Origin of the sequence: Streptomyces sp. NPDC059008 (assembly GCF_042749045.1) — a bacterium.
Lineage (GTDB): Bacteria > Actinomycetota > Actinomycetes > Streptomycetales > Streptomycetaceae > Streptomyces.
In genome coordinates this window covers 186,239-211,184 of record NZ_JBHYJC010000007.1, presented here as the reverse complement: position 1 = coordinate 211,184, position 24,946 = coordinate 186,239, and the positions used below count along the sequence as shown (strand labels likewise).

The following is a 24,946-nucleotide window of genomic DNA, read 5'->3' as shown; positions in this document are numbered from 1 at the left end:
GTAGGGTAGCAGCATGCCACGCACCAAGGGGGACCACGAGGCCCGTCGTCGCGACGTCTCCGAGGCGGTCTGGCGGGTGTTGGCCGCGCACGGCTTCGGCGGGCTGACCCTGCGCGCCGTCGCCGCCGAACTCGGCGCCACCACCGGCCTACTCACCCACTACTTCCCCGCCAAGCGCGACCTGGTCGCGCACGCCCTCGACCTGCTGGAGGAGCGCAGCGCCTCCCGCCCCCGGCGCGCCGCCGGGGCGGGCCTGTCCGCCGTCCGGGCCGCCCTGCTCGACATCCTGCCGCTGAACGCCGAGGCCACCGACGCCAACCGGATCTGGGTGTCCTCCTGGGATGTCGCCCTGGCCGACTCCGCCCTGAGCGGCGACCACGCCCGCAGGTACGCACGGAGCCGCGACAAGCTGAGCGATCTGATCTCCGCGGCCCAGCGGCTGGGCGAACTGCCCGCCGGAGACCCCGCCCGCATCGCGGCGGGCGCCCAGGCCTTCGTGCTCGGGCTGGTGGTGCAGACCCTGTTCGACCCCACGGCGTTCCCGGCCCAGCGGCAGGCGGAACTCCTCGACGACTACCTGGCGTCGCTGACGTCCCCGCCCGCACCGCACGGCGACGCCCCGGCCCCGGCCTGACGACCACGCCCACACATCGGCCCGCGGGGCCGGCCTGACCGGTCCCTGAACCCGGGCTACCGGGCCCGCCCCCAGCCGTCGCCGGGTGCCCGCGACCGCCGTTACGAGGCGGGGTCGGCGTGGCGAAGGCCGCGGAACACCTCGGGGGTCGTCCAGCCGCGCAATGTCGCGGGAATCGTCGACCGGAACGCGGCCTCGGCCGTGGCGGCGTCGAAGGCGCCGGCCAGTTCGAGCGTCACCAGCCCGTGCAGGGCCACCCAGAGCGAGAGGGCGATGAACGTCGCCTCGCCGGCGAGGACGGACTCCGCCACGGCGCGCTCGATCGCCGCGAGGAGCGGCCGGACGGGGTCGCTGGTGCCGACCGCGCCCGACGGGTCGAAGGATTGCACACCGCCGAACAACACCGAGTAGAGGTGGCTGTGTTCGCGCCCCCATCGACGGTAGGCGGCGGCCAGTGCGTAGAGGTCGGCGAGGGGGTCCTCGGAGGTCGGCACTGCCGACACCTCCTCGAACAGGCCGGCGACGGCCCTGTTGCGCACCTCGCCGATCAGCCCGTCCTTGCCGCCGAACAAGGAGTACACCGCCGTCGTCGACGTCCCCGCGACAGCGGCCAGGGCGCGGACCGTGACCGACTCGCGCGGACGGGTGGCGAGCATCTCGGTCGCGCACACCACAAGGCGCTCTTTGACGGTCTCGTCGTTCGTTCTCGGCCTACCCACGACGGCCAGCTTACCCACTCTGATAACGTCGTTTTGAAACAGCGTTCTGAAACTCCTGGAGGCGGGCTCATGCCCCTGTCCGTGATACGTCCTGTCCGCATGGCCGCTCGCCTGGCGCCAGCCCTGACCTCCGTCGCGGGGCTGGTGGTCCTCTTCCTGGCGCTCATCGTCCTCACGGACGGGGCAGGCTCGGGGCTCCCGGCGTGGTCGGCGACCGTGGGAATCGCGGCCGCCGCCGCACTGTGGCGGGGCCGGCGCCGCACCCGGTGGGCGCGGCTCGTACCGTTCCTGCCGGTGGTCGTCGCGGCAGCACTGACGGCGTCGGTCTGCATCCCGACCGCGCCCACCGCACGGCGGTCCCCGCCCGACCTGCCTTTCGTGGCCACCCAGCACTGGGCCCTGGCCACAGGCAGCCGGGTCGCGGTGTACCACTACCCGCCCGCGCGCCCCGCCACCCGACACCCCGTTCCGTTCGTGTACCTCAACGGCGGGCCGGTGCGCGGCATTTCGGTGCTCGACCACCGGTTCCTGCGGCTCCTGGCGCGACAGGGCTATGACGTCTACGCCTACGAGCAGGCCGGCGGGGGACGAAGCGACCTGCTCCCCATGGGCCAGTACACGATTTCCCGGTCGGTCCGCGATCTCGCCGCCTTCGTCGACCGCCTGGGCAAGGGCAGGGTCGACATCCTCGGATTCTCCTCGGGCGGGATCGTGCTCACCCGAGCCCTGGCCGACCCGCGCGTCGCGGCGCGCCTGCACCGGGCGATCATCGCCGAACCCGGCCCGATGGACGGTCCCACCGCGCGCATCACCGGGCACAAGGGCCGGGAGTCCGCGCGCGACCTCGCGCCGGCCATGACCGGACCGCGGTCGACACGCGTTCCGCGCTACGCCGTCGCATTCGGGCTGCTGCGACTGGGACTCCTCAGCCCCGACACCGGACTGATCGGCCAGGCCGAGGGCGACAACGCGTTCGCCGCCGCCGATCTCGGCAGCGACACCGCATCCGCCTACTGCGCGCGCGACGCGCACCGCATCCCCGTAGAGGACACGGAACGGAACTTCTCCTTCAGCCCCGCCGCCAGCCTCCGCGTCCAGCGGACGATCGAGGCCTCCCCCTCCCTCGCCCCTCGACTGAGGCACTCCCGGACCCCCGCGATGCTGATGATCGCCGAGTGCTCCTCCCAGGTCCGTCAATGGGCGACCGCCGTCCTTGCCGCCGATCCCGCCATCCAGCGCACGCAGTACCTGCCCGGCGTCGGACACCACATGTGGAACGGCCTCGACGGCAACAACGACCGGGCCGCCGCCGCCATCACCACGTTCCTTCAGGACAAGGCGGCCCCCCTGCCGAACCACCCGACCCGCGCCGAGATCCCCGCCTTCCTGCGCGACCACGAGTGACGCCGTCCGGGTGCCCGCCGTTCCTCCGCCGCCTGCCCCGCGTCATGGTGCCCGCGCGCACGGTTCGGGCCCGAAGTGTGGCGCCCCGCCACATGTGCGCATGACCTGCGCGTTCCTACGGTGTGGCGAGACGAATCGTCCCTGCCCCTCGTCAGGAAGTGGTGCCGATGCCCTCCCCCGCGACCGCTGCCCCACCACCCGCCGACCTCAAGCGCATCGTCGCCGCGAGCCTGATCGGCACCACCATCGAGTGGTACGACTTCTTCCTCTACGGATCCGCCGCCGCGCTGGTGTTCAACAAGCTCTTCTTCCCCGGTTCCGACCCCCTCGTCGGCACCTTGCTGTCGTTCCTGACGTACGCGGTGGGGTTCGCCGCCCGGCCCCTGGGGGCGCTGGTCTTCGGGCACTACGGGGACCGGCTGGGCCGTAAGCGGCTGCTCGTGCTGAGCCTGCTGATGATGGGCGGTGCGACCTTCGCGATCGGGCTGCTGCCGACGCACGCCGCGGTCGGCACGGCGGCGCCGGTGCTGCTGACCGTGCTGCGGCTGGTCCAGGGGTTCGCCCTGGGCGGCGAGTGGGGCGGCGCGGTGCTGCTGGTGTCGGAGCACGGCGACGCCCGGCGGCGTGGGTTCTGGGCGTCCTGGCCGCAAACGGGTGCGCCCGCGGGGCAGTTGCTGGCCACCGGCGTGCTGTCGCTGATGACGGCGCTGCTGCCGGAGGAGGCGTTCGTGGTGTGGGGGTGGCGGGTGCCGTTCCTGCTCTCGGGCGTACTGGTCGTCGTCGGACTGTGGATGCGGATGTCGGTGGACGAATCGCCCGTCTTCCGAGCGGCGTTGCGCAGCGCCGAGGCCCGGCGTGCACGGGGCGCGGCGGTGGAGAAGCCGCCGCTGGTCGCGGTCCTGAGGCACCACTGGCGCGATGTGCTGATCGCGATGGGCGCGCGGATGGCCGAGAACATCTCGTACTACGTCGTCACGGCGTTCGTCCTGGTCTATGCGACGACGCACACCGGACTCGGACAGCAGACCGCGCTGAACGCGGTGCTGATCGCCTCGGCGCTGCACTTCGCGGTCATCCCCGCCTGGGGCGCGCTGTCGGACCGGATCGGGCGCCGTCCGGTCTATCTGCTGGGCGCGGTCGGCGTCGCCGGCTGGGCGTTCCCGTTCTTCGCGCTGGTGGACTCCGGACGGTTCGGGCCGCTGCTGCTCGCGGTGAGCGTCGGGCTGGTCTTCCACGGTGCGATGTACGCGCCGCAGGCGGCGTTCTTCGCGGAGATGTTCGCGACCCGGATGCGGTATTCGGGTGCCTCGATCGGTGCCCAGTTCTCGTCGGTGGCGGCCGGGGCGCCGGCCCCGCTGATCGCCACCGCGCTGCTCGCCGAGTACGGCGGCCCGACGCCGATCGCCCTGTACGTCATCGGCGCCGCGCTGCTGACGCTGATCGCGGTGGGCGCGGCGCGGGAGACCCGTAGCCGGGATCTCGCGGAGGTGGAGGGGGCGGCGACGGACTCCGCTGAGGTGGCGAAGGCCTGATGTACGGCGGGGCGTGACGGGCCGTGGGACGCTCCGGGAGACGGGCAGCGGGCCCGCCACGCCCCCGCCGGACGTCAGGGCCGCTCGTCCTTGGACCGCAGGGATTCCTTGGCGCCCCGGATGTTCTCCTTCGCGCCCCGGATCTTCTCCTCGGCCTCTCCGACGGCGCTTTGGGCCTTGCCCTTGACCTGGTCGGTGCGGCCCTCGGCCTTCAACCGCTCGTCGTCGATGGCCTGGCCCGCCTTCTCCTTGGCCTGGCCCGCCCTCTCCTTGGCCTTGCCCTTCATCTTGTCCCTGGCGCCTTTGTCCGGCATATCCAACTCCTTGTGTGTCCGGGGAAGGAGCGCAAGCTCCGGGTCCACGCTGCCGCAGGCCGCGCGGGCGCGCACCCGGAGCCGGCTGCCGCTACTCCTCCGTATCGCGCGCCACGGCCCCGGAGAGCCGGTGCAACCGCAGCGCCAGCTGGATCTCCAGGGCACGGGCCGGGGTCTGCCAATCGGGTCCCAGCAGCCGGCTCACCCGTTCCAGGCGCTGGGCGACGGTGTTCACATGGACGTGCAGCTCGTCCTTGGTGCGGGCCGGGCTCATCCCGCAGGCGAAATAGGCGCTCAGGGTGCGCAGCAGCTCCGTACCGCGGCGGGCGTCGTAGTCGGCGACGGCGCCGAGCGTGCGGTGGACGAAGCCGTCCACATCGCGGGTGTCGGCGAGCAGCAGACCGAGGAAGCCGAAGTCGGCGGCGGCCGCGCCCTCACCGGCCCGGCCCAGGACGCCCAGCGCCTCCCGGCAGCGCCGGGCCTCGGCGTAGGCGTCCGCGACGGCCGCGGGACGGGCGGCGGGCGAGGGCACCGGGGCCGAGGCACCGACCGTGACGGGGGCGTGCAGCGCGGCCCGGAGCCGGGCGGCGATCCGGCGGGCGGTGTGCGCCGGGTCGCCGTCCGGTCCGAGCGGCAGCAGCAGGACCGCGCCGCCGTCCCGTACGGCGGCCAGGCCGTGGCGGGTGGCGGCGAGGTGGGCGGCCGCCGACCACAGGCGCCGGCGGTCGGCACCGTCGGGGGGCGGCGGGCCCGCGCAGCCGGCAGTCGGCGCATCGGCCGGCCGCGCCGCCAGGACCACATGGGGCGCGTCCAGGTCGGCGCCGACCCGGGCCGCGCGTTCGCGCAGCAGGCGGGGGTCGCGGCCGGCGGCGTCCAGGAGGTCGTCCAGCAGCTCGCCGCGCACCCGCGCCTCGGCCTCGCCGGCGGTCCGGCGGGCGAGCAGGAGCAGGGAGGTGACCATGGCGGCCCGTTCCAGGATCCGCTGGTCGACGGGGTCGAGCATCGGACGGCCGCGCAGGACCAGGGCGCCCAGGACCTCGCCGCCCGCCCCCACCGCGGCGACCCAGTCTCCCCCGCTCCCGGCTTCTCCCCCACTCCCGGCTCCGCTCGACCGGGGGGACCCCCATGCCCGGGAGGTACCCCCGTCGTCCCGTACGGCGTGGCCGTCGGCGCGGGAACGGTCCAGGGCGGCGGCCGGTGCCCGCTCGGGATCGGCGAACTCCACCTCGCCGTCGAGCACTTCGGCCACCGCGTCCGCGACGTCCCGCACCCCGCCGCCGCGCAGCACCAGTTCGGTCAGCCGGTCGTGGATGTCCGCGGCCCGCTCGATGACCGCACTGCGATCGCGGATGATCTCGTTGGCGGCCTCCAGTTCGGTGAGCGCCTTTCGGGTCTCGGCGAGGAGGTTGGCGGTGTCGATGGCGACGGCGGCGTGCGCCGCGTGGGCGGCCAGCAGCGCGATCTGGCCGGGTTCGAAGACCCGCTCGCGGCGGTCGGCGGCGAAGAGGACGCCGATGACGCCGCTGCCGAGCATCAGCGGCACTCCGAGGATCGCCACCAGCCCCTCGTCGCGGACGCCCGAGTCGATGGTCCTGGTGTGCCGGAACCGCTCGTCGTGGAAGTAGCTGTCGGTGACGTACGGGCGGGCGGTCTGTGCGACCAGCCCGCCCAGGCCCTCGCCCATGCCGAGCCGCAGCTGCTGGAACCGCGCGGAGACCGAACCGTCGGTGACCCTCATATAGGTGTCGCCGACCGACGGGTCGTTGAGGGTGAGGTAGGCGACCTCGGTGCCCAGCAGGGAGCGGGCCCGGCGGACGATGGCCCGCAGTACGGCGTCCAGGTCGCGCAGCCCGGCCAGGTCGTGCGCGGTGGCGTGGAGCGCGGACAGCTCGGCCTCGCGCCGCCGGCGGTCCTCCAGTTCGGTGCGCACCCGCAGCGCGAGCAGCTTGGCCCGCTCCAGTGCGGCCAGCCGGCCGGCGGACGCGCCCTCGGCGCGGGCGAGCAGCACCGGGCGCTCGTAGTCCTCGGCGGCGGCCCCGGTGGCCAGCAGGCCGAGAAAGCCCAGGTCGCCGGGGGCGGGGCCCGCGTCACGGTCGTGGGCTGGGGCGTCGGCGGACTCGGTACCGGGCGCGGGCGTCGGCTGATCGTCGGGCATGGTCACAGGGATACCTTCGGGTCGTCGCCGCGCGCCAGAGTCCGCGGCCCTCGCACCGGGCGCGATGCGCGGGCGGTACGGAGCGCTCAGTGCGCCGTCCAGCCGCCGTCCAGGACCAGCGAGGCGCCCGTCATGAAGGACGCCTGCGGGGTGCAGAGGTAGGCGACGGCCTCGGCGACCTCCTCCGGTTCGAGCAGGCGCTTCAGGGCGGAGTCGGCGAGCAGGAGGTCGGCCAGTACGCGCTCCTCGGGGATGCCGTGTGCCGCGGCCTGGTCGGCGAGCTGGCGCTCGACGAGGGGGGTGCGGACGTATCCGGGGTTGACGCAGTTGCTGGTGACGCCGTGCGGGGCGCCCTCCAGGGCGGCGGTCTTCGACAGGCCTTCCAGGCCGTGCTTGGCGGCGACGTAGGCGGACTTGAAGGGCGACGCCCGCAGCCCGTGCACGGACGAGATGTTGACGACGCGGCCCCAGCCCTGCTCGTACATATGGGGCAGCGCGCCGCGCAGCAGCCGGAAGGGGGCCTCCAGCATGACGGTCAGCACTTCGTGGAAGACCTCGGGCGGGAAGGCCTCGATGCGGCGGACGAGCTGCATACCGGCGTTGTTGACCAGCAGGTCGGCGCCCGCCGCGGCCCGTTCGGCGGCGTCCAGGTCGGTGAGGTCCAGGGGGCGGGGTTCGATGGCGCCGCGGGTGCCGTCCGGGAGCGCCGCGGCGAGCCCGGCCAGGCCTGCCGCGTCCCGGTCGACGGCGCGCACCGTGGCGCCGGCCGCCGCCAGCCGCAGCGCGCAGGCGCGTCCGATGCCGCCGGCCGCGCCGGTGACGAGGGCGGTGCGGCCGTCGAGTTCGAGGGACACCGGGCCCGGCGTGCGGAGTGTGCCCGGGGTACCCGGGACTCCTGCTTCTCCTGGGCATCCTGGGGTACCGGTCATGGTCATGTCCGCACCCTAGGCAGCGCGGCGGACGGCACCGATGTGCCTGGGCACCACACTTCGGGGACCCGGTGTGGCGGCCGGGCACGCCCGCCGTGCCACCGCGCCCTGCCCCGGGCACACTTCACCCGATCGGCCGTCCCGGATCGCCGCGGCCCCGCGGGGCTCCTAGCGTCGTACGACGCAACGTGCCGTTGGTGCACCGCCGCCACGAGGGAGTCCGACATGCGGAGGCTCATCGCCCTGCCGACCGTGCTGTTCGCCCTGGCCGCCGCGGGGTGCGGGGAAGCGGAGAACGGCGGGCGGACGACCGCTGTGCCGTCGTCCGCCGGTACCGGGGCGGGGCCGGGCCCCGAGCAGCCCGGCGTCCCCTCGCCCGCCGTCCCCGGGCAGCCGGTGAGCTGCGGCACGATCAAGGACGCCCTGGGCACGGCGGGCGACGTGGCGCTGTACGCCGATCCGGGTGCCGGCGGCACGGTGGGCTGCGCGGAGGCCCGCGACGTGATGTCGGAGTTCCTGCTGCGGGCGCCGCGGGAGGGCGACAGCGACCAGGGCACACTGGCCGTACGCGGCTGGTTCTGCCAGTACGAGAGCGGCCCCACCGGCACCTGGATCACCAGCTGCCGCAAGGACCGACGCGAGATGCACACGGAGGAGCCGGCCGACTCGCCGGACTCCCCCGGCACGTCCCAGCTGCCCACGCTCCCCATCGAGCCGTCGGGCCCGATGGAGGAGCCGTCGACGGAGGAGCTCTAGGCCGACGGGGCCGGGGGGCCTACGCCGGGAACTGCCGTCCCTCCGGCTCCTCCCCCATCCCGTGGAACCAGGTCGGCCCGGCCTCCACGGCCCGCTTGATGCGGGTGCGCGCGTACTCGTTCAGCTCCGGCAGGGCGTCCAGCGCGAACCAGCCCACCTCCAGGGACTCGTCGTCGTTGACCCGCGCCCGGCCGCCGATCGCGCGGCAGCGCAGCGTCACGTCCATGAACTGGCAGACGTCCCCGTTGGGGTAGTGCGTGGGCGGCATGGTCTCGACGAGGACGACCTGTTCGGCGACGACCCGCACCGCGGTCTCCTCGTAGACCTCGCGCAGCGCGGTCTCGGCGGGCTGCTCGCCCGGTTCGGGGATACCGCCGATCACCGACCAGCCGCCGGTGTCGGCCCGCCTGCCCAGCAGGACGCGGCCCTCGTCGTCGAAGACGACCGCGCTCACCCCGGGCAGCCACAGCAGCTGGGGGCCGATGGAATTCCGCAGGTCACGGATGAAGTCGGGCGTTGGCATGCTTCGACCCTACGGGACGGGACCGGCGGCCGGAGCCGCGGAAAGTCCCCCGGCCCCGGGGCGGAGGTCCCGCCCCCGCGCCGGGCCCGCGCTCAGGCGCCCGCCGGGGTCCCGTTGCGCGGGGTGAGCCGGTGGCGGACGGCCCGGACGGCGCCCTCGGCGTCGTCGACGGTGATGGTGAAGGTGCGCCCGTCACCGAGCTTGAGCACCAGGCCCTCACCGCGGCGCACGACCACGGCCGTGCCCTGCTCGGGCCGCCAGCGGTAGCCCCAGCCGCCCCAGTGGCGGGGGGTGACCTGCGGCGCGAAGTCGGCGTCGACGACGGTGTCGAGGGGGATCCGGCGGCGCGGCACCCCTATATGGCCGCACCGCACTTCCAGGCAGTCCTTGTCGACGCGTACGGCCACATGGACGAAGGCGAGGGTGCCGAAGAGCACCAGAAGGCCGGCCGCGACACAGCCGACCACCGACATCACCAGGGGCGCCAGGCCCGAGGTCCAGTTGCTGTCGACGGCGAGCTCGATGCCCAGCGCGAGACACGCCGCGCCCACCGCGGCCAGGAGCCACTGGATGCGGTTGGTGGCGCTGCCGTGCCAGACCTCGGGGATCTCCGCGTGGGAGCCGCTGAGGCGCGGCGCCGGTTCGCCGGCTCCGCCGGCACTGCCGTGGTCGCCGGGGGCTGCTGCCCCCTCGTGGGGGTGGTCCCTCATGAGACGCAGCGTACGCGTCTTCGCACGCCATGGCAGTGCGCCGGACGGGCGCGGTCAGCCGCTCAGCACGCCCGCGGGGTCCGTACGGCTCCCCGCGAGCAGCCGGCCCTCGGCGTAGGCGAGGGCCACGGCCGGCAGTGCGGCCGGGCGGCCGCTGAGGAGCACGCTGAGTCCGCCGGTCGGGGCGGCCGCGGGCGCCGGCTCGGTGCCGGCGCGGCGCAGTGCCTGGGCGGCGACGGCCTCGGCCGAGCCGTGCAGGACGAGTGCGGGGGCACCGGGCTGCTGAAGAGCGGCGCGGATCCGGTCGCCGACCAGCTCGTAGTGGGTGCAGCCCAGGACGACGGCCCGGACGTCCCGGGGGGTGCGGGCCGCGGCGGCCTCGATGGCGGCGTCGATGGCGGTCTCGTCGGCGGCCTCGACCGCGTCGGCGAGCCCCGGGCAGGGCACCTCGGCGACGGTCACGCCGCGCGCGAAGCGCTCGATCAGGTCCCGCTGGTAGGGGCTGCCGGTGGTGGCGGGGGTGGCCCAGATGGCGACGGGGCCGCCGCCGGCCGCGGCGGGCTTGATGGCCGGGACCGTGCCGATGACCGGGACGGCGGGCTCCAGCTCGGCCCGCAGGACGGGCAGCGCGTGGACGGACGCGGTGTTGCAGGCGACGATCAGCGCGTCGGGGCGGTGCGCGGCGGCGGCGCGGGCCACCGCCAGGGCGTGTTCGGCGACGTCGTCGGGGGTGCGCGGGCCCCAGGGCATGCCGTCGGGGTCGGAGGAGAGGACCAGATCCGCGTCCGGCCGCAGTCGCCGTACGGCGGCCGCCGCCGCGAGCAGCCCGGTCCCGGAGTCCATCAGCGCGATCTTCACCCGGACACTTTACCGGGCCGGCCGTCCGACTTGTCATACCGGCCGGGGCGTCCGGTGGGGACACGTCGGCCGGCAAGCCGGGCCGTCGCCGCGGTGGTGCGGCAGACTGCGCGGGTGGGAGCGATGGGCTGGATCGGTGCCGGGTCCTTGGTGACCTGGGCGTGGCTGCTGCTGGGGCAGGGCTTCTTCTGGCGTACCGACGTACGGCTGCCGGACCGCCGGGACCCCGGGCGCTGGCCGTCGGTCGCGGTGGTGGTCCCGGCGCGCGACGAGGCCGCGGTGCTGCCGGAGAGCCTGCCCTCGCTGCTGGGGCAGAAGTACCCGGGCCGGGCGGAGGTGTTCCTGGTCGACGACGGCAGTACCGACGGCACGGGCGCGCTCGCCCGTGAGCTGGCCGACGCGCGGGGCGGGCTGCCGCTGACGGTGGCCTCGCCAGGTGAGCCCGAGCCGGGGTGGACGGGCAAGCTGTGGGCGCTGCGCCATGGCATCGCGCTGGCCCGGGAGCGGATGGCGCCGGAGTATCTGCTGCTGACCGACGCGGATATCGCGCACGGTCCGCAGAGCCTGCGGGAGTTGGTGGCGGCGGCCCGGTCGGCACAGCTGGATCTGGTGTCGCAGATGGCCCGGCTGCGGGTGGTGACGCCCTGGGAGCGGCTGATCGTGCCGGCGTTCGTGTACTTCTTCGGGCAGCTCTACCCGTTCCGCTGGGTGAACCGGCCGGGGGCGCGGACCGCGGCGGCGGCCGGCGGCTGCGTACTGCTGCGGCGGGAGGCCGCGGAGCGGGCCGGTGTCCCGGAGGCGATCCGCGGCGCGGTGATCGACGATGTGACGCTGGCGCGGGCGGTGCGGCGGTCCGGCGGCACGATCTGGCTGGGGCTGGCCGACCATGTGGACAGCGTGCGGCCGTATCCGCGGCTGGCCGAGCTGTGGCGGATGGTCTCGCGCAGCGCGTACGCCCAGCTGCGGCATCAGCCGCTGCTGCTGCTCGGCACGGCCCTCGGCCTCGCGCTGGTGTATCTGGCGCCGCCGCTCGCGCTGGCGGCCGGGCTGACCGGCGGCGGCCCGGCGGCCGCGGCGCTGGGCGGCGCGGCCTGGGCGGTGATGTGCGGGACCTATCTGCCGATGCTGCGCTACTACGGGCAGCCGGCCTGGGCGGCGCCGCTGCTGCCGTTCACCGCGCTGCTCTATCTGCTGATGACGGTGGATTCGGCGGTGCAGCACTACCGGGGGCGCGGCGCGGCCTGGAAGGGGCGGACGTACTAGGGCCCGTCCGATGAGTCAGGGTCGGACCGGCCCTGGGACGCGCCCCCTGGCGTCGGTCCGCCCCCTGGAGGACCGCGTCACTTGCTGGCCGGGGACCAGTCCAGGCCCCAGCCGTAGGCGTAGTCCACGGTGCGCTGCGGGCTGATGCCGGGCTCGGGGACGAGGTAGCGGGCCTCGCGCTGGACGACGAGCTCGCTGCCGGTGTTGGTGATCAGGGCCAGCGCGCAGACGTTGGAGGGCACCGTGCAGGCGTCCAGTGAGAACTCGACGGGGGCTCCGTGCTGGGGCTGGAGGGTGACCGTGGCGCTGAGTCCCTCGAAGCTGCGGGCCCCGGCGTAGACGGTGACGAAGATCAGGATGCGCTTGATGCGCGCCTGGTGGTCGAGGTTGATGGTCAGGTTCTCGCCGGCCGCGACCGAGCCGGTGCGGTCGTCGCCGTCGAGCTGGATGTACGGCGGCGCGTGCAGGGTGCCGAAGTTGTTGCCGAGCGGGTGGACCACTCCGGCGGCGCCGTCGGTGAGTTCGTACAGCGCGCACAGATCGAGGTCCAGTTCGCCCGACGAGGGCAGCAGCGCGCCGCGGGCGCCCATGGCCTGCATTGCCTTGCGGCCGAGTTTCTTGGTCAGCCGCTTGCCCACGCCGCCGCTGCTCCAGTTGAGGTTCACCCGCATCGCCCCGGAGGTGCCACCCTGCTTCGTCAACGAAACGACCGGGGCGTCCTTCGTGAGGGTGACTTTTGTCAGACGAATCGGAGCGGGCGCGGAAGCCGGCGCGGGCTGCCCCGGCGGGGGCGGAATTGACGCCGCCGGTTGACCCGTCGGCAACGGGGGCGCGGAAGGTGCCACGGGGGGCGCAGGCGCTGCCGTCGGGGGCGCGGGAGCCGGCGCGGGCGGCGAGGCGGGGCCCGGGGCGGGCGCGGGGGCCTGCGGCGCCGCGGGCTCCTCGACGCTGATGCCGAAGTCGGTGGCGAGGCCCGCGAGTCCGGTGTCGTAGCCCTGTCCCACCGCGCGGAACTTCCAGCCGCCCTGGCGCCGGTAGAGCTCCCCGAGCACGAAGGCGCTCTCCGTGGTGGCGTCCCGGCTGTCGAAGCGGGCGATCTCGGCGCCGCTCGCCGCGTCCAGCACCCGGATGTGCAGCCCGGGGACGCCGCCGAAGGCGCCGCCGTCGGCGGAGGCGGCCAGCACCACCTTGTCGACGGCGGGTTCGACGGCGGCCAGGGAGACGGTGAGGGTGTCGGTCATCGCAGCGCCGGCCGGGCGCTTGCCCTCGTGGCGCACGGCGCCGGAGGCGTGCGCGGCCTGGTTGTAGAAGACGAAGTCGCCGTCGTCGCGGACCTTTCCGGACACCAGCAGCAGCGCGGAGGCGTCCACGTCCGGCGCCCCGGGGGCGGCCTGCCAGCCCAGTTCCACCCGGACCGCCTGGGCCGGGACCGGGACGTTGCCGCCCTTGAGCATCGACATCACTGCGCCTTCCTCTCGTCCGCCGTGCCCCGTCAGTGGTGGCACTCCCAACCTACTTGGCCCGAACCGTGCCGAACGTCCCCCGTTCACCCGCGAGAAGCGAGGTCTTTACACGATCCCTACGGGCGATCGCGACCGATTTTCCCAAGTTCGCTCGCATTGGCGATCCATGGCCTCTCCGAACACGTAAAACAACCCTCTTTCCAGACTCCCCAATCAGCACATCGTGGGCTTAACTTATGACGCATGACCTCCCCCCGCTCTACCTACGGCGGCGGCTACTACGCTTCGCCTTCCTTCCCGGACACCCCGATCTACGACAGCCTCGTCGCAGAGCGCGGTACGCCCCAGATCGCCCCGATCCGGGTGAACCCCTCCCCTTACGACACGGGTTCGTCCTATTTGCCGGCGCTGCCCTCGGCGCTTCCTGCGCTGCCGGCCGCTCCCTCCCACCCCTCGTCGGGGCAGGGGTACCCGGGTGCCGCCGCGCAGCCGGTCGCTCCGCTGCAGCACGCCCCGGCGCCGTACATCCCCCAGCAGGCGGGGGTCCGTGGCGGCTACCAGGCCCCGCAGCAGCCCCAGCCCCAGCGTCCGGCACCGGGCATGGGCACGGGGTACGAGGCGATGCGCCCCGCCGCTCCGGTCGCGCCCCGGCCGGCCGCCCCGTACGACGATCCGTACGGCCGGCAGTATCCGCGCGGGTACTGACCTGGGCGGTCGGTCAACTGTCCGAGGCGGCTGGCAGGATGGCACCCATGCCCAGGCCCACGCTCCAGTCGATCCATCGCTACCCGGTCAAGTCCCTTGCGGGCTCCGATCCCGGCGAGGCGGTCGTGGAGCCGTGGGGGCTCGCCGGGGACCGGCGATGGATGCTGGTGGACGCCGAGCACAGGATGATCACCCAACGGCAGCAGCCGACGTTGGCGTTGGCGCGCGCCGAGGGGTTGCCGGGCGGTGCCCTCAGGCTCACCGCCCCCGGCATGGCGGCGCTGACGGTCGAGCTGCCCGGGTGCGGGGAGACCGTCGCGGTGGAGGTCTGGAAGGACGAGGTGGCGGCGGTACCCGCGGGCGAGGCGGCGGCCGAGTGGTTCCGCGGGTATCTGGGCGTCGAGTGCCGGCTGGTGCATCTCGACGCCCCCGAGAAGCGCCGGCCGATCCACCCCGAGTACTGCGAGCCCGGTGAGACGGTCGGTTTCGCCGACGGCTTCCCGCTGCTGCTGACGACCGCCTCGTCGCTGGACGCCCTCAACTCGCTCATCGCGCAGGGCGACCACGCCGACGAGGGACCCCTGCCCATGAACCGTTTCCGGCCCAATGTGGTGGTGGACGGCACGGCCCCCTGGGCCGAGGACGACTGGCGGCGGATCCGTATCGGCGAGGTGGTCTTCCAGGTGGTCAAGCCCTGCGCACGCTGTGTGGTCACGACCACCGACCAGCGCACCGCCGAGCGCGGCAAGGAACCGCTGCGGACCCTCGCGCGCCGTCGCCGCTTCGGAGACCGGCTGGTCTTCGGCCAGAATCTGATTCCCCGCTCGGCCGGCACGATCCGTCTCGGCGACCCGTTCGAGATACTCGACTGACGGGCCGGCGCGGTCCCGCGCCGTGACCGCGCCGCGGGCGCTCGCGTCGGCTGCCGGACCATCACGGCCCGGCGACGTCGGCGGCGGTGGGCGCCCGGCGCCGCCGGAGGGGCCAGGGCGACGGGAGACCAGGACCGCGTGACGATGCCTGCGAGGGACACCGAGAGCGACCATCTGATCCCTGTCCAGCATCTGCGGCCCGGAGACCACGCCTTTGTGAGTTACGGCAACGACGAGGTGCGCTGGGAGGTCGTCACGGCATTCGTCCGGCTCGGGCTGGCGCGCGGCGAGAAGGTACTGGTCCTGCCCTGCCCCGGGGTGCCCGAGGAGGAGGTGCTGGCCAGGATCGACTTCCCCAGCCGCAGCACCGTCCGGGCGCGCGCCCGCGGCCAGTTGGTGGTGGACAGCATGCAGCAGATGATCGCGCCGGACAGCGTGTTCACCGCCGCACGGCAGATGGGCCGGCTGTCCGCGGAGACCGACCGGGCCACGGCCGAGGGCTATACGGGCCTACGGGCGTTCATCGACATGGGCTGGGTGGCCGCCCTCGGCGCGGACGTCGAGACGATGATGCGCCGCGAGACCGGCGCGCAGGCGCTCTTCACCTGCCGCCCGTACACGGAGATCTGCGCCTACGACCGGCGCCGGTTCGACCGCGAGGTCGTCGCCGCCATGGAACGGGCGCATCCGCGCGCGCTGCTGGAGCGTCTGGGCGCGCTGCGGTCGGTGCGCGACCCGGACGGCGCGCTGCGCTTCATCGGGGAGGCGGACGGCGCGAATCAGGACGCGTTCGGCAGGGCGCTGCAGATCGCGCTGGCGCACACGGCGCCGGTCCGGCGGCTGACGGTGGATCTGACCCGGCTGCACTTCCTGTCGGTGGGCTGCGCCGTCGGCCTGCTGATGCTGGCCCGCGGCGCCGTGGGCCATGAACTGATCGAGGTGCGCTGCCACCGCGGGCAGCGCCGGATGCTGCGGCGGCTGGGCAGCGGGACGGTGCCGCTGCTGGTGCTGACGGAGGTGGTGCATCCGTGGTGAACCCCGATCCGGCGGGCCCGGTCGAGGACCCGGCCGAGGAGTCCGGCCACCGGTTGCTCCAACGGCGCTTCAGCGCCCGGCTGCTGCCCCAGCTGCGGCTGCTGGTCGAGGAGTGCGCCGCCCGGGAGGGCCTGTGCGAGCCGCGGCGGGGCGAGTTCGTGCTGGCCGTGGCCGAGATCGCGGGGAACGCCGTGGAGCACGCGGGCGGTTCGGGGCGGCTGGTGCTGCGTCGGGTGGGCGACGAGCTGGAGTGCCGGATCAGCGACGCGGGTCCCGGATTCAGCGAGGCGGTGATCCCCGAGCTGCTGCCGGGTCTGGACGGCGCGACGAAGGGGCGCGGGTTGTGGCTGGCGCGCTTGGTGGCGGACCGGTTCGAGGTCGCCGGGGCGGTGCCGGGGACGGACGGGACGGGCGCGGTGGTGACGCTGGCGGTACGGCTGCACTGAGCTCCCGGGCCCCGGGCTCCGGCTCCGTGGGGCCGCGAAGCCGCTTTCCGTACGGCGTGATGTGGCTCTCTCTTGGCAGAACTCTCGCGTGGAGCACCCCTGATGCGGTATTTACCAACACGGAGAGGGGGCGACGATGCGCGCGATGCGAGGGGTATGGCGCTGGCGGCGCAATCCGCTGCGGCGTCGGACCGATCGGATCGAGGCCTGGCTGGCGCTCGCCGCCGCCCTCCTGATCGCTTTCGGGGCGCCCGCCGCCGGCTGGTTCACCGGCCGGGCGGCGCACGGCGCGCTGCTGGAGACCGTAAGGCTGCAGTATCAGCAGCGCCATCTGGTGTCGGCCACGGTCGACCGGCTGGTCTCCCGGGCTCCGCTCGACCCCGACCCGGAGACCTCCTCGCAGCGCGATGCCCACCTGCGGGTGATCGCCCGCTGGACGGCCGTGGACGGCAGCGCCCACAGCGGGCAGCTCGCCGCACCGCGTCCGGTGGAGTCCGGCGAGCGGTTCCGCATCTGGACCGACGACCGGGGCCGGGTGATGCCCCGGCCGATGGACGTCGACACGGCCGGTACGCATGCGGTGCTGGCCGGTCTGGGCACCACGGCCGCCGTCGGCGCGCTGATCGAGGGGTGCCGGCGCCTGGTCGTCGGGCAGCTGATGACGCGTCGCTTCCGCCGCTGGGATGCGGAGTGGGAGCGCGCGGGCCAGGACTGGGGCCGGGCCGACGCCGGGAGTTGAGCCGCCCGGTCCTTCGCTGCTGAGCGGGTGCTGACCGTGTCAACTGCCGCCCCCCGGGCGCGCTACGGTGGGGGCGCCAGCCTCTGGGCTGGGGCCTGGAGTACCCGAATGCGGACATCCGCGTACGGATGGTTGCCGGGTCGACATCAGCCGCACGAGGTGGGGGCACGACAGCGCCATGGCACAGGGCTCGGTCCAGGTGACGCACTCCGGAACGTCGCGGTGGCGGCGCCGCACAGGGGAGTACAGCTCGCTCGCCGCCGCCCTGGAGGCCGCCGGGGACGGTGATGTGCTGACCGTCCCGGCCGGCACGTACCGGGAGAACCTGGTGCTGCTGCGCGCGGTGACGCTGCGGGGCCCGGACGGGGCGCGCGGCTCGGTGCGGATCGCCCCGGCCGACGGGGTGGCGCTGACGATACGAGCCTCGGCGACCGTCCACGATCTGCATCTGGAGGCGACGGACTCGGCCTCGCCCGCACTGCTGGTGGAGGACGGCGCGCCGGAGCTGTCCGGCCTGCGGGTGGTGACCCGGTCCGCGTCCGGCATCGAGGTCCGCGGCGGCGCCCGCCCGACGGTGCGCCGCTGCACGGTCGACAACGCGGGCGGGGTGGGCATCAGCGTCCTGGAAGGTGCCGGCGGCCTCTTCGAGGAGTGCGAGGTGGTGGCCGCCGGGCAGGCCGGGGTGGCGGTGCGCGGCGGGGCCCATCCCCGGCTGGAGAACTGCCGGATCCACCACGCCTCGGGCGCCGGACTGTCGGTCAACGGCGAGGGCAGCGCGGTCGAGGCGGTGGGCTGCGAGCTGTACGAGATCAAGGGCGCGGGGATCCAGGTGGCCGCGCGGGCCACCGGCCATCTCACGGACTGCACGGTGCACCGGACCTCCGCCGACGGCGTCACCCTGGACACCGACGCGGTCCTGACGCTGGCGGACTGCGACATCCACGACATCCCGGAGAACGCGGTCGATCTGCGGTCCCGTTCGGTGCTGACGCTGACCCGCAGCACGGTGCGGCACTTCGGGCGCAACGGTCTGTCCGTATGGGACCCGGGCACCCGGGTGGACGCCAACCAGTGCGAGATCCACGACAGCACCGGCGACTATCCGGCGGTGTGGGTCAGCGACGGCGCCACCGCCGTGCTGGACTCGACGCGGGTGCACGATGTGCCGGACGCGCTGTTCGTGCTGGACCGGGGCTCGCGCGCCGACGTCGTCGACTGCGATATCGCGCAGGTCCGCAACACCGCGGTGTCGGTGAGCGACGGGGCGACCGTCCAGCTGGACGACTGCCGGATCCGGGAGGCGGCGACCGGTGCGTGGTTCCGCGACCACGGCAGCGGCGGAACGCTCGCCAACTGCACCATCGACGGTGCGCAGACCGGCGTGATCGTCACCAAGGGCGCGGACCCCACCATCGAGGGCTGCACGGTCAGCGGACCGGCCGAGGCCGGGTTCTATGTCTCGGCCGAGGGCCGCGGCACCTTCCACGGCTGCCGGGTCACCGGGAGTTCGGGCTTCGGCTTCCATGTGATCGACGGCTGCCGTACGACGCTGACCCGGTGCCGTACGGAGCGCTGTGCGCGCGGCGGCTACGAGTTCGCCGAGGGCGGCGGCGGGCAGGGGGATGGGCCCACGGTCCAGGACTGCACGAGCGACGAGAGCCGTGCGGTGCCGTCGGCCGCCGCCGTGCCGCCCGCCGTGCAGCCGGCGACCCAGACGGCCGGGCTGCTGGGCAGCGTCCCGGCGCAGAGCCCGCCGCCGGCCGCCACGCCGGCGGCCGAGCCGGTCGTCAGCAGCCGGCCGTCCGGCGAGGTGCTGGGCGAGCTCGACACCCTCGTGGGGCTGGAGAGCGTCAAGCGCGAGGTCCGCAGCCTGATCAACATGATCGAGGTGGGGCGCCGGCGGCAGGAGGCGGGTCTGAAGGCCGCGTCGGTGCGCCGCCATCTGGTGTTCACCGGCTCCCCCGGCACCGGCAAGACCACGGTGGCCCGGCTCTACGGCGAGATCCTGGCGTCGCTGGGGGTGCTGGAGCGCGGGCACCTGGTCGAGGTGTCGCGGGTGGACCTGGTGGGCGAGCACATCGGCTCGACGGCCATCCGTACGCAGGAGGCCTTCGACCGGGCGCGCGGCGGGGTGCTGTTCATCGACGAGGCGTACGCCCTCTCGCCCGAGGACTCCGGCCGGGACTTCGGCAAGGAGGCCATCGACACCCTCGTGAAGCTGATGGAGGACCACCGGGACGCGGTGGTGGTGATCGTGGCGGGGTACACCGCCGAGATGGAGCGCTTCCTTGCGGTCAACCCCGGCGTGGCATCGCGTTTCTCACGGACCATCACCTTCGGCGACTACGCTCCCGAGGAGCTGCTGCGGATCGTCGAGCAGCAGGGCGAGGAGCATGAGTACCGCCTCGCCGAGGGGGCCGGCGAGGCGCTGCTGAAGTACTTCACCGTGCTCCCCAAGGGCCCCTCCTTCGGCAACGGCCGTACCGCGCGGCAGACGTTCGAGGCGATGGTCGAGCGGCACGCGGGCCGGGTGGCTCAGCTGACCGACCCGAGCACCGACGACCTGACCCTGCTCTACGCGGACGATCTGCCCGAACTCGCCTGAGGCGGGCGGTCGTCCGCCTCCCTGCCGGCGGGTCGCTGGGCCGGCAGTTCCGGGTCGAGCCGGGCGATCAGCTCGGCGCGGACCGTGTCGAAGACCGGGTCGGTCTGGTAGTCGCCGTGGCCCAGTATCTGGGCGGGCAGCGGGTTGCGCAGGGTGCGGCCGAAGGCGAGCGGGTCGCGCAGCGGCCCCTGGTCGACCCGGCGGCCGTCCTCGCAGGTGAGCCGGATCGGGCCGCCGATGGGGTCGGTGAAGCGCCACAGGTTGCGCCAGTCATCCATCTCGCGGTGCAGTCCGGTGAGCGCGGGCGGGCCGAAGAAGGCGGGGAACCAGCGCCCGTAGAGGCGCTCCAGGGGGCTGCCGTACGTCAGCAGGGCGACCCGGCTGCGGGTGACCAGGTCCAGCTGCCAGACGGCGGCGGCCGCCAGCACACTGCCCTGGGAGTGCCCTGATATCACCAGGCGGCCGTTGAACCGCTCGGTCCACGTGGCCATCCGCCAGGTGAGGTCGGGGACCGCGCGCTCGGCGTAGCAGGGCGGCGCGAAGGGGTGGGCGGCGCGCGGCCAGAACGTACCGACGTCCCAGAGGATGCCGATGGTGCGGCGGGCGGAGTGGTCGCGGTAGGCGCGCCGGCCCATGGCGATCAGCAGTATCACGCCGGCGCTCATCAGCCAGGAGCCGAGGGACTCCGCGGTCTGGGCGGCGGCGTGCACGACGGGCGGGGCGCCGGCGGTGGCGGGGCCGGGCGCCCGGTCGGTGAGCCAGGCGCCGGCCACCGCACCGGCTCCCAGGACGAGGGTGACCGCGGCGGTGGCGGCGACCAGGACGGGCGCCGCGTCGGTGAGTCCGGCGCGGGCGATGGTGCCGGCGATCCGCTTCGTACGGCGCTCGTCGGGGCGCTCGCGCGGGTCGTAGAGCCCGGGAACGTCCTCGACGACCCGCCCGCGCACGATGACCACGCGGACGGCCGCCAGGACGGCGACGACCGCGAACACCACCAGCAGTGCGGGGATGGCCGACGCCTGCCAGGACAGCAGGACCGGCGGGCCGGGGATGGGGGCGTGCGCCTGGCCGGGCGTGGCGCCGCCGTCCATCCAGTCGGCGAAGCGCTGGGCCACGCCCCCGGACAGCACGCCGGCGACCGCGCAGGCCAGCAGGGCGACGGCGGGCCCGCCCATGCCGCGCAGGGCGGTACGGGCGTCGTCGCGGGCGGCGCGCTGCAGCACCCAGGCCGTCACCGCCAGCGCCAGCACCAGCAGGCCCTGGAAGACCGCGATCCCGCCGAACGCGGCGGCGCCGGGCAGCGGGCCGTGGCTGCGGGCCCCGGGGCGCGCCCAGCCGGTGTGCACGGCGATCAGCGCCAGCACGGCGAGCGCGGCGTACGGCAGGGCCCGTACGACCAGGCGGTCGGATTCGTCGTCCGGCGCGGCCTCGCTGCGGGCGGTCCGCCACACGACGACGAGGGTGACCGCGGCGAGCAGGATGACCACGGCGGTCAGCGCCCGGCCGGTGACCGCGAGGGCCGTCCCGCCGCCGGCCCGTGCGTCCGCCTTGGCACCGGCGCCGAGCAGCACCGCGGCGATGGTCAGCACGCCGGCCGTGGTGTGCGCGGCGCGCAGCCGGGCGACCAGCCGGCGGCCGTACCAGAAGCCCTCCAGGCTGAGCGCGGTGCGTTCGGTGTGCGGGGTGTAGCGGGAGCTGCCCGGCCGCCGGGGCGGCGGCGAGGCGGACTCGTAGGCGCTCCAGGTGCGGTGCGAGAGCCACCACAGGAAGCCGATGACGAGCAGCGGCACCGCGGAGGCGAGCGCGAGCCGGCGGCCGGGGGCGCTCCACCAGCCGTGGTTGTCGGGGCTGAGGAAGCCCAGCCAGGACTTGCCGGTGACGCAGACGGTGGTGCCGGCGCACTGCCAGGCCGTGAGGTCGAGGGCGACCTCGCAGGCCGCGGCGGCGAGCAGGACGGTGAGGGTGAGCGCGAGGAGGCGCACCAGGAGGTCGTAGAGCCGTTGTGCCCGGTGGTCGGGCGGGGCGGCCGGGCGCATCCAGTGGGCGAGGTTGGCGACCATGAAGGGCACCAGGATCAGCCACAGGGCACGGGCGCCGTTGCCGGAGGTGAGATTGGACCAGCAGTACGCCTCGCGGACCGGCTCGTCGTGGTAGTCCTCCGGTCGCCGCTCGGCGTCGGCGTCCTCCGTACGGCGGTAGCAGGCGGCGGTGTCGTCCCCCGTGATCAGCTGTACCCGTGGGTCGCCGAGCATCTCCTGCGCGGTGGTGCCGCCGACGCCGTGCACCAGCAGCTCCAGTGAGAGCTGCGGTGCGTCGGGCGGCGGGCCATCTCCGGTCGCGGCCGGATCCGTTGGGCGGGCATGCGGTGTCGGTTCCGCGGTCTCCACTGGCTGTCCCCCGTTGTCCATGTGGCACCGTGCGGTGCGGTGCCCCAAGGATTGTCCCCCGCCGGCAGGAGCACATCCACCGGTTCTGGACACCGGGGCGCCGCGCGGTGGGGTTCGCGGCGGGCGCGGGGGCGCTGTCGGTGGCTCGTGCGAGGATGAGGGAACCAGTGATCGCAGGCGGGAGCCTACGCGCAGACCCGACGTGGCGAGCCGGGCGGAAGGGACGGGCCGGGGTGAGCGACAGCCAGAACCTCCTTGCGGAGCAGCGGCGTGCCCTGATTCTCGACGAGGTCAGGCGGCGCGGCGGGGTGCGGGTCAACGAGCTGACCCGCAAGCTGAGCGTCTCGGACATGACGGTCCGCCGCGATCTGGACGTGCTCGCGCGTCAGGGCATGGTGGAGAAGGTGCACGGCGGTGCGGTGCCGGTCAGCGAGCCGAGCGCCCATGAGCCCGGTTTCGAGGCGAAGTCGGGGCTGGAGCTGAGCGCCAAGGAGGACATCGCCAAGGCCGCGGCCGAGATGGCGGCGCCGGGCAGCTCGATCGCGCTGGCGGGCGGCACGACCGCGTTCGCGCTGGCGCAGCAGTTGCTGGACGTACCGGATCTGACGGTGGTGACGAATTCGGTGCGGGTGGCCGATGTGTTCTACACCGCGCAGCGGGCGGCGGCCAGCGGCGGCACGGGCCCGCGCGCGGGGGCGGCGACGGTGGTGCTGACGGGCGGGGTGCGGACGCCGTCGGACACGCTGGTGGGGCCGGTGGCGGACGCCGCGATCCGGACGCTGCACTTCGATGTGCTGTTCCTCGGGGTGCACGGCATATCGGTGGAGGCGGGGCTGTCGACACCGAATCTGGCGGAGGCGGAGACCAACCGGCATTTCGTCCGCTCCGCGCGGCGGGTGGTGGTGGTCGCCGACCACACCAAGTGGGGCACGGTCGGGCTGAGTTCGTTCGCGACGCTGGACGACGTCGATGTGCTGGTGACGGACTCCGGGCTGTCCGCCGGGGCGCGCGCGGAGTTCGCGGAGCTGCCGCCGGAGCTGGTGGTGGCGGGCGAGCAGCCGGCGGACCCGGAGGCCTGACGGCGCACGCGGAGGTCTGACGGCGGCCGACGCGAGACGGCTCTCCCCCGCGCGGCCTGCCGGCGGACTCCCCGCGCAGCCTGCCGGCGGACTCGTCGGCGCCCGGCCGCAGACTTCTGACGGGTCGCCAGCTATGGTGTGCGGCGCCGGGGACACGCCGCCCCCGGCCGCCGACCGTCCCGTAGGGGGTGCTCGTCCCATGGCACGCCGACTCCGCCCCGTCGAGCTCGACTTCGTCGAGTCCGCCCCGCTCCGGCTGGTCTTCGCCGCGGAGGTCGCCGCGCCGCCGAAGGCGGTGTACGCGGCGCTGGCGGACGACGTGGCGGGCTGGTCACGCTGGTTCACGGGCGTGGCGCGGGCGGTGCCGACGCATGGCGGCCGGGGCCGGGAAGTACGGCTGACCGGCGGCACCCGCTTCGCCGAGACGGTCCTGGCGGCCGAGCCGGACGAGCACTACGCCTACCGGGTCGACACCACCAACGCCCCTGGTCTGCGGGCCCTGTTGGAGGACTGGCGGCTGACACCCGCGGGCGCCGGCACCCGGCTGCGGTGGACCTTCGCGGCCGACGGCCCGGCGCCGTTCCGCTGGGCGGTGACCCTGGCCAGGCCCGGCCTGGGCCGCGCCCTGCGGGAGTCGGCCCGGGCTCTTGACCGCCGCCTGGCCGGAACCTGAGCCGGGCCCGGGCGGCCGGCACCGGGGTGACGGGCCTCAGGAGGGCCAGGACCCCGTGGCCAGGAACTCCTCGATGGTGCGCGCGTACGGCGTGATGTCCAGCCCCTGGGAGGCCAGCCAGTCGTCGGAGTAGTACTTGTCGAGGTAGCGGTCGCCGGGGTCGCACAGCAGCGTGACGACCGATCCCGTACGGCCCTCGGCGACCATCTCCGCGACGATCTTCAACGCGCTCCACAGGCCCGTACCGGTCGAGCCGCCCGCCTTGCGGCCGATCGCCGTCTCCAGGGCGCGGACCGCGGCGACGCTGGCGGCGTCGGGCACCTTCATCATCCGGTCTATGGCGCCGGGGACGAAGCTCGGTTCCATGCGGGGCCGCCCGATGCCCTCGATGCGGGAGGCGGTGGCGCAGTCGGTCGCCGCGTCGCCGGTGAGCCAGCCGTCGAAGAAGCAGGAGTTCTCCGGGTCGGGGACGCAGACGCGGGTGTCGTACTGCATGTAGTGGACGTAGCGGGCGATGGTCGCGGAAGTGCCGCCGGTGCCCGCGGTGGCCACGATCCAGGCCGGTTCGGGGTAACGCTCCAGGCGCAGCTGCTGATAGATCGACTCGGCGATGTTGTTGTTGCCGCGCCAGTCCGTGGCCCGTTCGGCGTAGGTGAACTGGTCCATGTAGTGGCCACCGGACTCGGCGGCGAGCCGGGCGGAGACCTCGTAGACGGTCCGCGGGTCCTGGACCAGATGGCAGCTGCCGCCGTGGAACTCGATCAGCCGGGTCTTCTCCCGGCTGGTGGTGGCCGGCATCACGGCGATGAACGGCACTCCGATCAGCGAGGCGAAGTAGGCCTCGGACACCGCCGTGGAGCCGCTGGAGGACTCGATGACGGGCTTTCCCGGGCGGATCCAGCCGTTGCACAGCCCGTAGAGGAACAGCGAGCGGGCCAGCCGGTGCTTGAGGCTGCCGGTGGGGTGCGTCGACTCGTCCTTGAGGTAGAGGTCGATGCCCCACTTCTCGGGCAGCGGGAAGCGCAGGAGGTGGGTGTCGGCGGTGCGGTTGGCGTCCGCCTGCACCTTGCGGACGGCCTCTTTGAGCCAGCTTCGGTAGTCCGGATCCGTGCGGTCGACGTCGACGGTCGGCATCGGGGCCCCGG

The 24,946-nt window shown here is 74.2% G+C and carries 23 protein-coding genes; 13 read left to right on the top strand and 10 right to left on the bottom strand.

Annotation, left to right across the window (positions count from 1 at the left end; all coding sequences use genetic code 11):
* Positions 1–13 precede the first annotated feature (13 nt).
* A complete protein-coding gene (locus ACFWZH_RS12390; RefSeq protein WP_384428490.1) occupies positions 14–634 on the top strand; it encodes a TetR/AcrR family transcriptional regulator in 621 nt (206 codons plus the stop codon).
* Between the two features lie 101 nt (positions 635–735).
* Here ACFWZH_RS12390 and ACFWZH_RS12385 read toward each other — a convergent pair whose 3' ends face one another.
* The gene (locus ACFWZH_RS12385) at positions 736–1,353 is read right to left on the bottom strand and encodes a TetR/AcrR family transcriptional regulator (RefSeq protein ID WP_384428488.1); all 618 of its coding nucleotides are present in this window, start codon (positions 1,351–1,353) and stop codon (positions 736–738) included.
* A 99-nt stretch (positions 1,354–1,452) separates the two neighbouring features.
* Here ACFWZH_RS12385 and ACFWZH_RS12380 point away from each other — a divergent pair, with 99 nt between their 5' ends.
* The gene (locus ACFWZH_RS12380; protein WP_384428486.1) at positions 1,453–2,757 is read left to right on the top strand and encodes an alpha/beta fold hydrolase; all 1,305 of its coding nucleotides are present in this window, start codon (positions 1,453–1,455) and stop codon (positions 2,755–2,757) included.
* Between the two features lie 167 nt (positions 2,758–2,924).
* Positions 2,925–4,289 (top strand): MFS transporter, encoded by a 1,365-nt coding sequence (locus tag ACFWZH_RS12375; protein WP_384428484.1) that lies wholly within the window; start codon positions 2,925–2,927, stop codon positions 4,287–4,289.
* Positions 4,290–4,363: 74 nt separating this feature from the next.
* Here the strand turns inward: ACFWZH_RS12375 and ACFWZH_RS12370 are convergent, their stop codons facing one another.
* The 3 genes from ACFWZH_RS12370 to ACFWZH_RS12360 all read right to left on the bottom strand — a co-directional run bounded on the left by ACFWZH_RS12370 (position 4,364) and on the right by ACFWZH_RS12360 (position 7,687).
* Complete coding sequence (locus ACFWZH_RS12370; protein WP_384428482.1) at positions 4,364–4,603, bottom strand: CsbD family protein; 240 nt, start codon at positions 4,601–4,603, stop codon at positions 4,364–4,366.
* Between the two features lie 91 nt (positions 4,604–4,694).
* Entirely contained in the window at positions 4,695–6,758 is a 2,064-nt protein-coding gene (locus ACFWZH_RS12365; protein ID WP_384428480.1) for a helix-turn-helix domain-containing protein, read from the bottom strand.
* An 86-nt stretch (positions 6,759–6,844) separates the two neighbouring features.
* Positions 6,845–7,687, bottom strand: a complete 843-nt coding sequence (locus tag ACFWZH_RS12360; RefSeq protein ID WP_384428597.1) for a 3-hydroxybutyrate dehydrogenase — start codon at positions 7,685–7,687, stop codon at positions 6,845–6,847.
* 225 nt (positions 7,688–7,912) lie between these two features.
* Between ACFWZH_RS12360 and ACFWZH_RS12355 the strand changes: the two genes are divergently transcribed.
* The gene (locus ACFWZH_RS12355; RefSeq protein WP_384428478.1) at positions 7,913–8,443 is read left to right on the top strand and encodes a hypothetical protein; all 531 of its coding nucleotides are present in this window, start codon (positions 7,913–7,915) and stop codon (positions 8,441–8,443) included.
* Between the two features lie 19 nt (positions 8,444–8,462).
* On the opposite strand, the gene ACFWZH_RS12350 is transcribed toward ACFWZH_RS12355, so the two are convergent.
* The 3 genes from ACFWZH_RS12350 to ACFWZH_RS12340 form a co-directional block, all read right to left on the bottom strand.
* On the bottom strand, positions 8,463–8,966 hold the full coding sequence (locus ACFWZH_RS12350; RefSeq protein WP_384428476.1) for an NUDIX domain-containing protein: 504 nt from the start codon (positions 8,964–8,966) through the stop codon (positions 8,463–8,465).
* A 92-nt stretch (positions 8,967–9,058) separates the two neighbouring features.
* Positions 9,059–9,676, bottom strand: coding sequence for a hypothetical protein (locus tag ACFWZH_RS12345; protein WP_384428475.1), 618 nt, complete (start codon positions 9,674–9,676; stop codon positions 9,059–9,061).
* Positions 9,677–9,730: 54 nt separating this feature from the next.
* The gene (locus ACFWZH_RS12340) at positions 9,731–10,534 is read right to left on the bottom strand and encodes a glutamate racemase (protein WP_384428473.1); all 804 of its coding nucleotides are present in this window, start codon (positions 10,532–10,534) and stop codon (positions 9,731–9,733) included.
* Positions 10,535–10,657: 123 nt separating this feature from the next.
* Here ACFWZH_RS12340 and ACFWZH_RS12335 point away from each other — a divergent pair, with 123 nt between their 5' ends.
* Complete coding sequence (locus ACFWZH_RS12335) at positions 10,658–11,797, top strand: glycosyltransferase (RefSeq protein ID WP_384428595.1); 1,140 nt, start codon at positions 10,658–10,660, stop codon at positions 11,795–11,797.
* Positions 11,798–11,874: 77 nt separating this feature from the next.
* Here ACFWZH_RS12335 and ACFWZH_RS12330 read toward each other — a convergent pair whose 3' ends face one another.
* Complete coding sequence (locus ACFWZH_RS12330) at positions 11,875–13,257, bottom strand: TerD family protein (protein WP_384428471.1); 1,383 nt, start codon at positions 13,255–13,257, stop codon at positions 11,875–11,877.
* Between the two features lie 246 nt (positions 13,258–13,503).
* On the opposite strand from ACFWZH_RS12330, the gene ACFWZH_RS12325 reads away from it, so the two are divergent.
* From ACFWZH_RS12325 to ACFWZH_RS12300, 6 genes are all read left to right on the top strand, one after another.
* Complete coding sequence (locus ACFWZH_RS12325; RefSeq protein WP_384428469.1) at positions 13,504–13,965, top strand: DUF6643 family protein; 462 nt, start codon at positions 13,504–13,506, stop codon at positions 13,963–13,965.
* A 47-nt stretch (positions 13,966–14,012) separates the two neighbouring features.
* The gene (locus ACFWZH_RS12320) at positions 14,013–14,837 is read left to right on the top strand and encodes an MOSC domain-containing protein (RefSeq protein ID WP_384428467.1); all 825 of its coding nucleotides are present in this window, start codon (positions 14,013–14,015) and stop codon (positions 14,835–14,837) included.
* A gap of 144 nt (positions 14,838–14,981) precedes the next feature.
* Entirely contained in the window at positions 14,982–15,872 is an 891-nt protein-coding gene (locus ACFWZH_RS12315; protein ID WP_384428465.1) for an MEDS domain-containing protein, read from the top strand.
* A complete protein-coding gene (locus ACFWZH_RS12310; protein ID WP_384428464.1) occupies positions 15,866–16,318 on the top strand; it encodes an ATP-binding protein in 453 nt (150 codons plus the stop codon). The genes ACFWZH_RS12315 and ACFWZH_RS12310 overlap by 7 nt, the downstream gene beginning before the upstream one ends.
* A gap of 136 nt (positions 16,319–16,454) precedes the next feature.
* Positions 16,455–17,057 (top strand): hypothetical protein, encoded by a 603-nt coding sequence (locus ACFWZH_RS12305; RefSeq protein WP_384428462.1) that lies wholly within the window; start codon positions 16,455–16,457, stop codon positions 17,055–17,057.
* A 178-nt stretch (positions 17,058–17,235) separates the two neighbouring features.
* Positions 17,236–19,662 (top strand): right-handed parallel beta-helix repeat-containing protein, encoded by a 2,427-nt coding sequence (locus ACFWZH_RS12300; RefSeq protein ID WP_384428460.1) that lies wholly within the window; start codon positions 17,236–17,238, stop codon positions 19,660–19,662.
* Here ACFWZH_RS12300 and ACFWZH_RS12295 read toward each other — a convergent pair.
* Complete coding sequence (locus ACFWZH_RS12295) at positions 19,632–22,070, bottom strand: hypothetical protein (RefSeq protein WP_384428458.1); 2,439 nt, start codon at positions 22,068–22,070, stop codon at positions 19,632–19,634. The two genes, ACFWZH_RS12300 and ACFWZH_RS12295, sit on opposite strands and share 31 nt — an antisense overlap.
* Positions 22,071–22,282: 212 nt before the next feature.
* On the opposite strand from ACFWZH_RS12295, the gene ACFWZH_RS12290 reads away from it, so the two are divergent.
* Together ACFWZH_RS12290 and ACFWZH_RS12285 are read left to right on the top strand one after the other, a co-directional pair.
* Positions 22,283–23,128, top strand: coding sequence for a DeoR/GlpR family DNA-binding transcription regulator (locus tag ACFWZH_RS12290; RefSeq protein WP_384428456.1), 846 nt, complete (start codon positions 22,283–22,285; stop codon positions 23,126–23,128).
* 199 nt (positions 23,129–23,327) lie between these two features.
* The gene (locus ACFWZH_RS12285) at positions 23,328–23,801 is read left to right on the top strand and encodes an SRPBCC family protein (protein ID WP_384428454.1); all 474 of its coding nucleotides are present in this window, start codon (positions 23,328–23,330) and stop codon (positions 23,799–23,801) included.
* Between the two features lie 36 nt (positions 23,802–23,837).
* On the opposite strand, the gene ACFWZH_RS12280 is transcribed toward ACFWZH_RS12285, so the two are convergent.
* Positions 23,838–24,935: a PLP-dependent cysteine synthase family protein gene (locus tag ACFWZH_RS12280; protein WP_384428593.1), complete on the bottom strand. Its 1,098-nt coding sequence runs from the start codon at positions 24,933–24,935 to the stop codon at positions 23,838–23,840.
* Positions 24,936–24,946 lie beyond the last annotated feature (11 nt).

Bases quoted from the DNA above. Each gene is read 5' to 3' on its own strand.
- ACFWZH_RS12390 (WP_384428490.1), top strand. From the start codon at position 14: ATGCCACGCACCAAGGGGGACCACGAGGCCCGTCGTCGCGACGTCTCC.
- ACFWZH_RS12380 (WP_384428486.1), top strand. From the start codon at position 1,453: ATGGCCGCTCGCCTGGCGCCAGCCCTGACCTCCGTCGCGGGGCTGGTG.
- ACFWZH_RS12375 (WP_384428484.1), top strand. From the start codon at position 2,925: ATGCCCTCCCCCGCGACCGCTGCCCCACCACCCGCCGACCTCAAGCGC.
- ACFWZH_RS12370 (WP_384428482.1), bottom strand. From the start codon at position 4,603: ATGCCGGACAAAGGCGCCAGGGACAAGATGAAGGGCAAGGCCAAGGAG.
- ACFWZH_RS12365 (WP_384428480.1), bottom strand. From the start codon at position 6,758: ATGCCCGACGATCAGCCGACGCCCGCGCCCGGTACCGAGTCCGCCGAC.
- ACFWZH_RS12360 (WP_384428597.1), bottom strand. From the start codon at position 7,687: ATGACCGGTACCCCAGGATGCCCAGGAGAAGCAGGAGTCCCGGGTACC.
- ACFWZH_RS12355 (WP_384428478.1), top strand. From the start codon at position 7,913: ATGCGGAGGCTCATCGCCCTGCCGACCGTGCTGTTCGCCCTGGCCGCC.
- ACFWZH_RS12350 (WP_384428476.1), bottom strand. From the start codon at position 8,966: ATGCCAACGCCCGACTTCATCCGTGACCTGCGGAATTCCATCGGCCCC.
- ACFWZH_RS12345 (WP_384428475.1), bottom strand. From the start codon at position 9,676: ATGAGGGACCACCCCCACGAGGGGGCAGCAGCCCCCGGCGACCACGGC.
- ACFWZH_RS12335 (WP_384428595.1), top strand. From the start codon at position 10,658: ATGGGCTGGATCGGTGCCGGGTCCTTGGTGACCTGGGCGTGGCTGCTG.
- ACFWZH_RS12330 (WP_384428471.1), bottom strand. From the start codon at position 13,257: ATGTCGATGCTCAAGGGCGGCAACGTCCCGGTCCCGGCCCAGGCGGTC.
- ACFWZH_RS12325 (WP_384428469.1), top strand. From the start codon at position 13,504: ATGACCTCCCCCCGCTCTACCTACGGCGGCGGCTACTACGCTTCGCCT.
- ACFWZH_RS12320 (WP_384428467.1), top strand. From the start codon at position 14,013: ATGCCCAGGCCCACGCTCCAGTCGATCCATCGCTACCCGGTCAAGTCC.
- ACFWZH_RS12315 (WP_384428465.1), top strand. From the start codon at position 14,982: ATGCCTGCGAGGGACACCGAGAGCGACCATCTGATCCCTGTCCAGCAT.
- ACFWZH_RS12305 (WP_384428462.1), top strand. From the start codon at position 16,455: ATGCGCGCGATGCGAGGGGTATGGCGCTGGCGGCGCAATCCGCTGCGG.
- ACFWZH_RS12300 (WP_384428460.1), top strand. From the start codon at position 17,236: ATGGCACAGGGCTCGGTCCAGGTGACGCACTCCGGAACGTCGCGGTGG.
- ACFWZH_RS12295 (WP_384428458.1), bottom strand. From the start codon at position 22,070: ATGGACAACGGGGGACAGCCAGTGGAGACCGCGGAACCGACACCGCAT.
- ACFWZH_RS12285 (WP_384428454.1), top strand. From the start codon at position 23,328: ATGGCACGCCGACTCCGCCCCGTCGAGCTCGACTTCGTCGAGTCCGCC.
- ACFWZH_RS12280 (WP_384428593.1), bottom strand. From the start codon at position 24,935: ATGCCGACCGTCGACGTCGACCGCACGGATCCGGACTACCGAAGCTGG.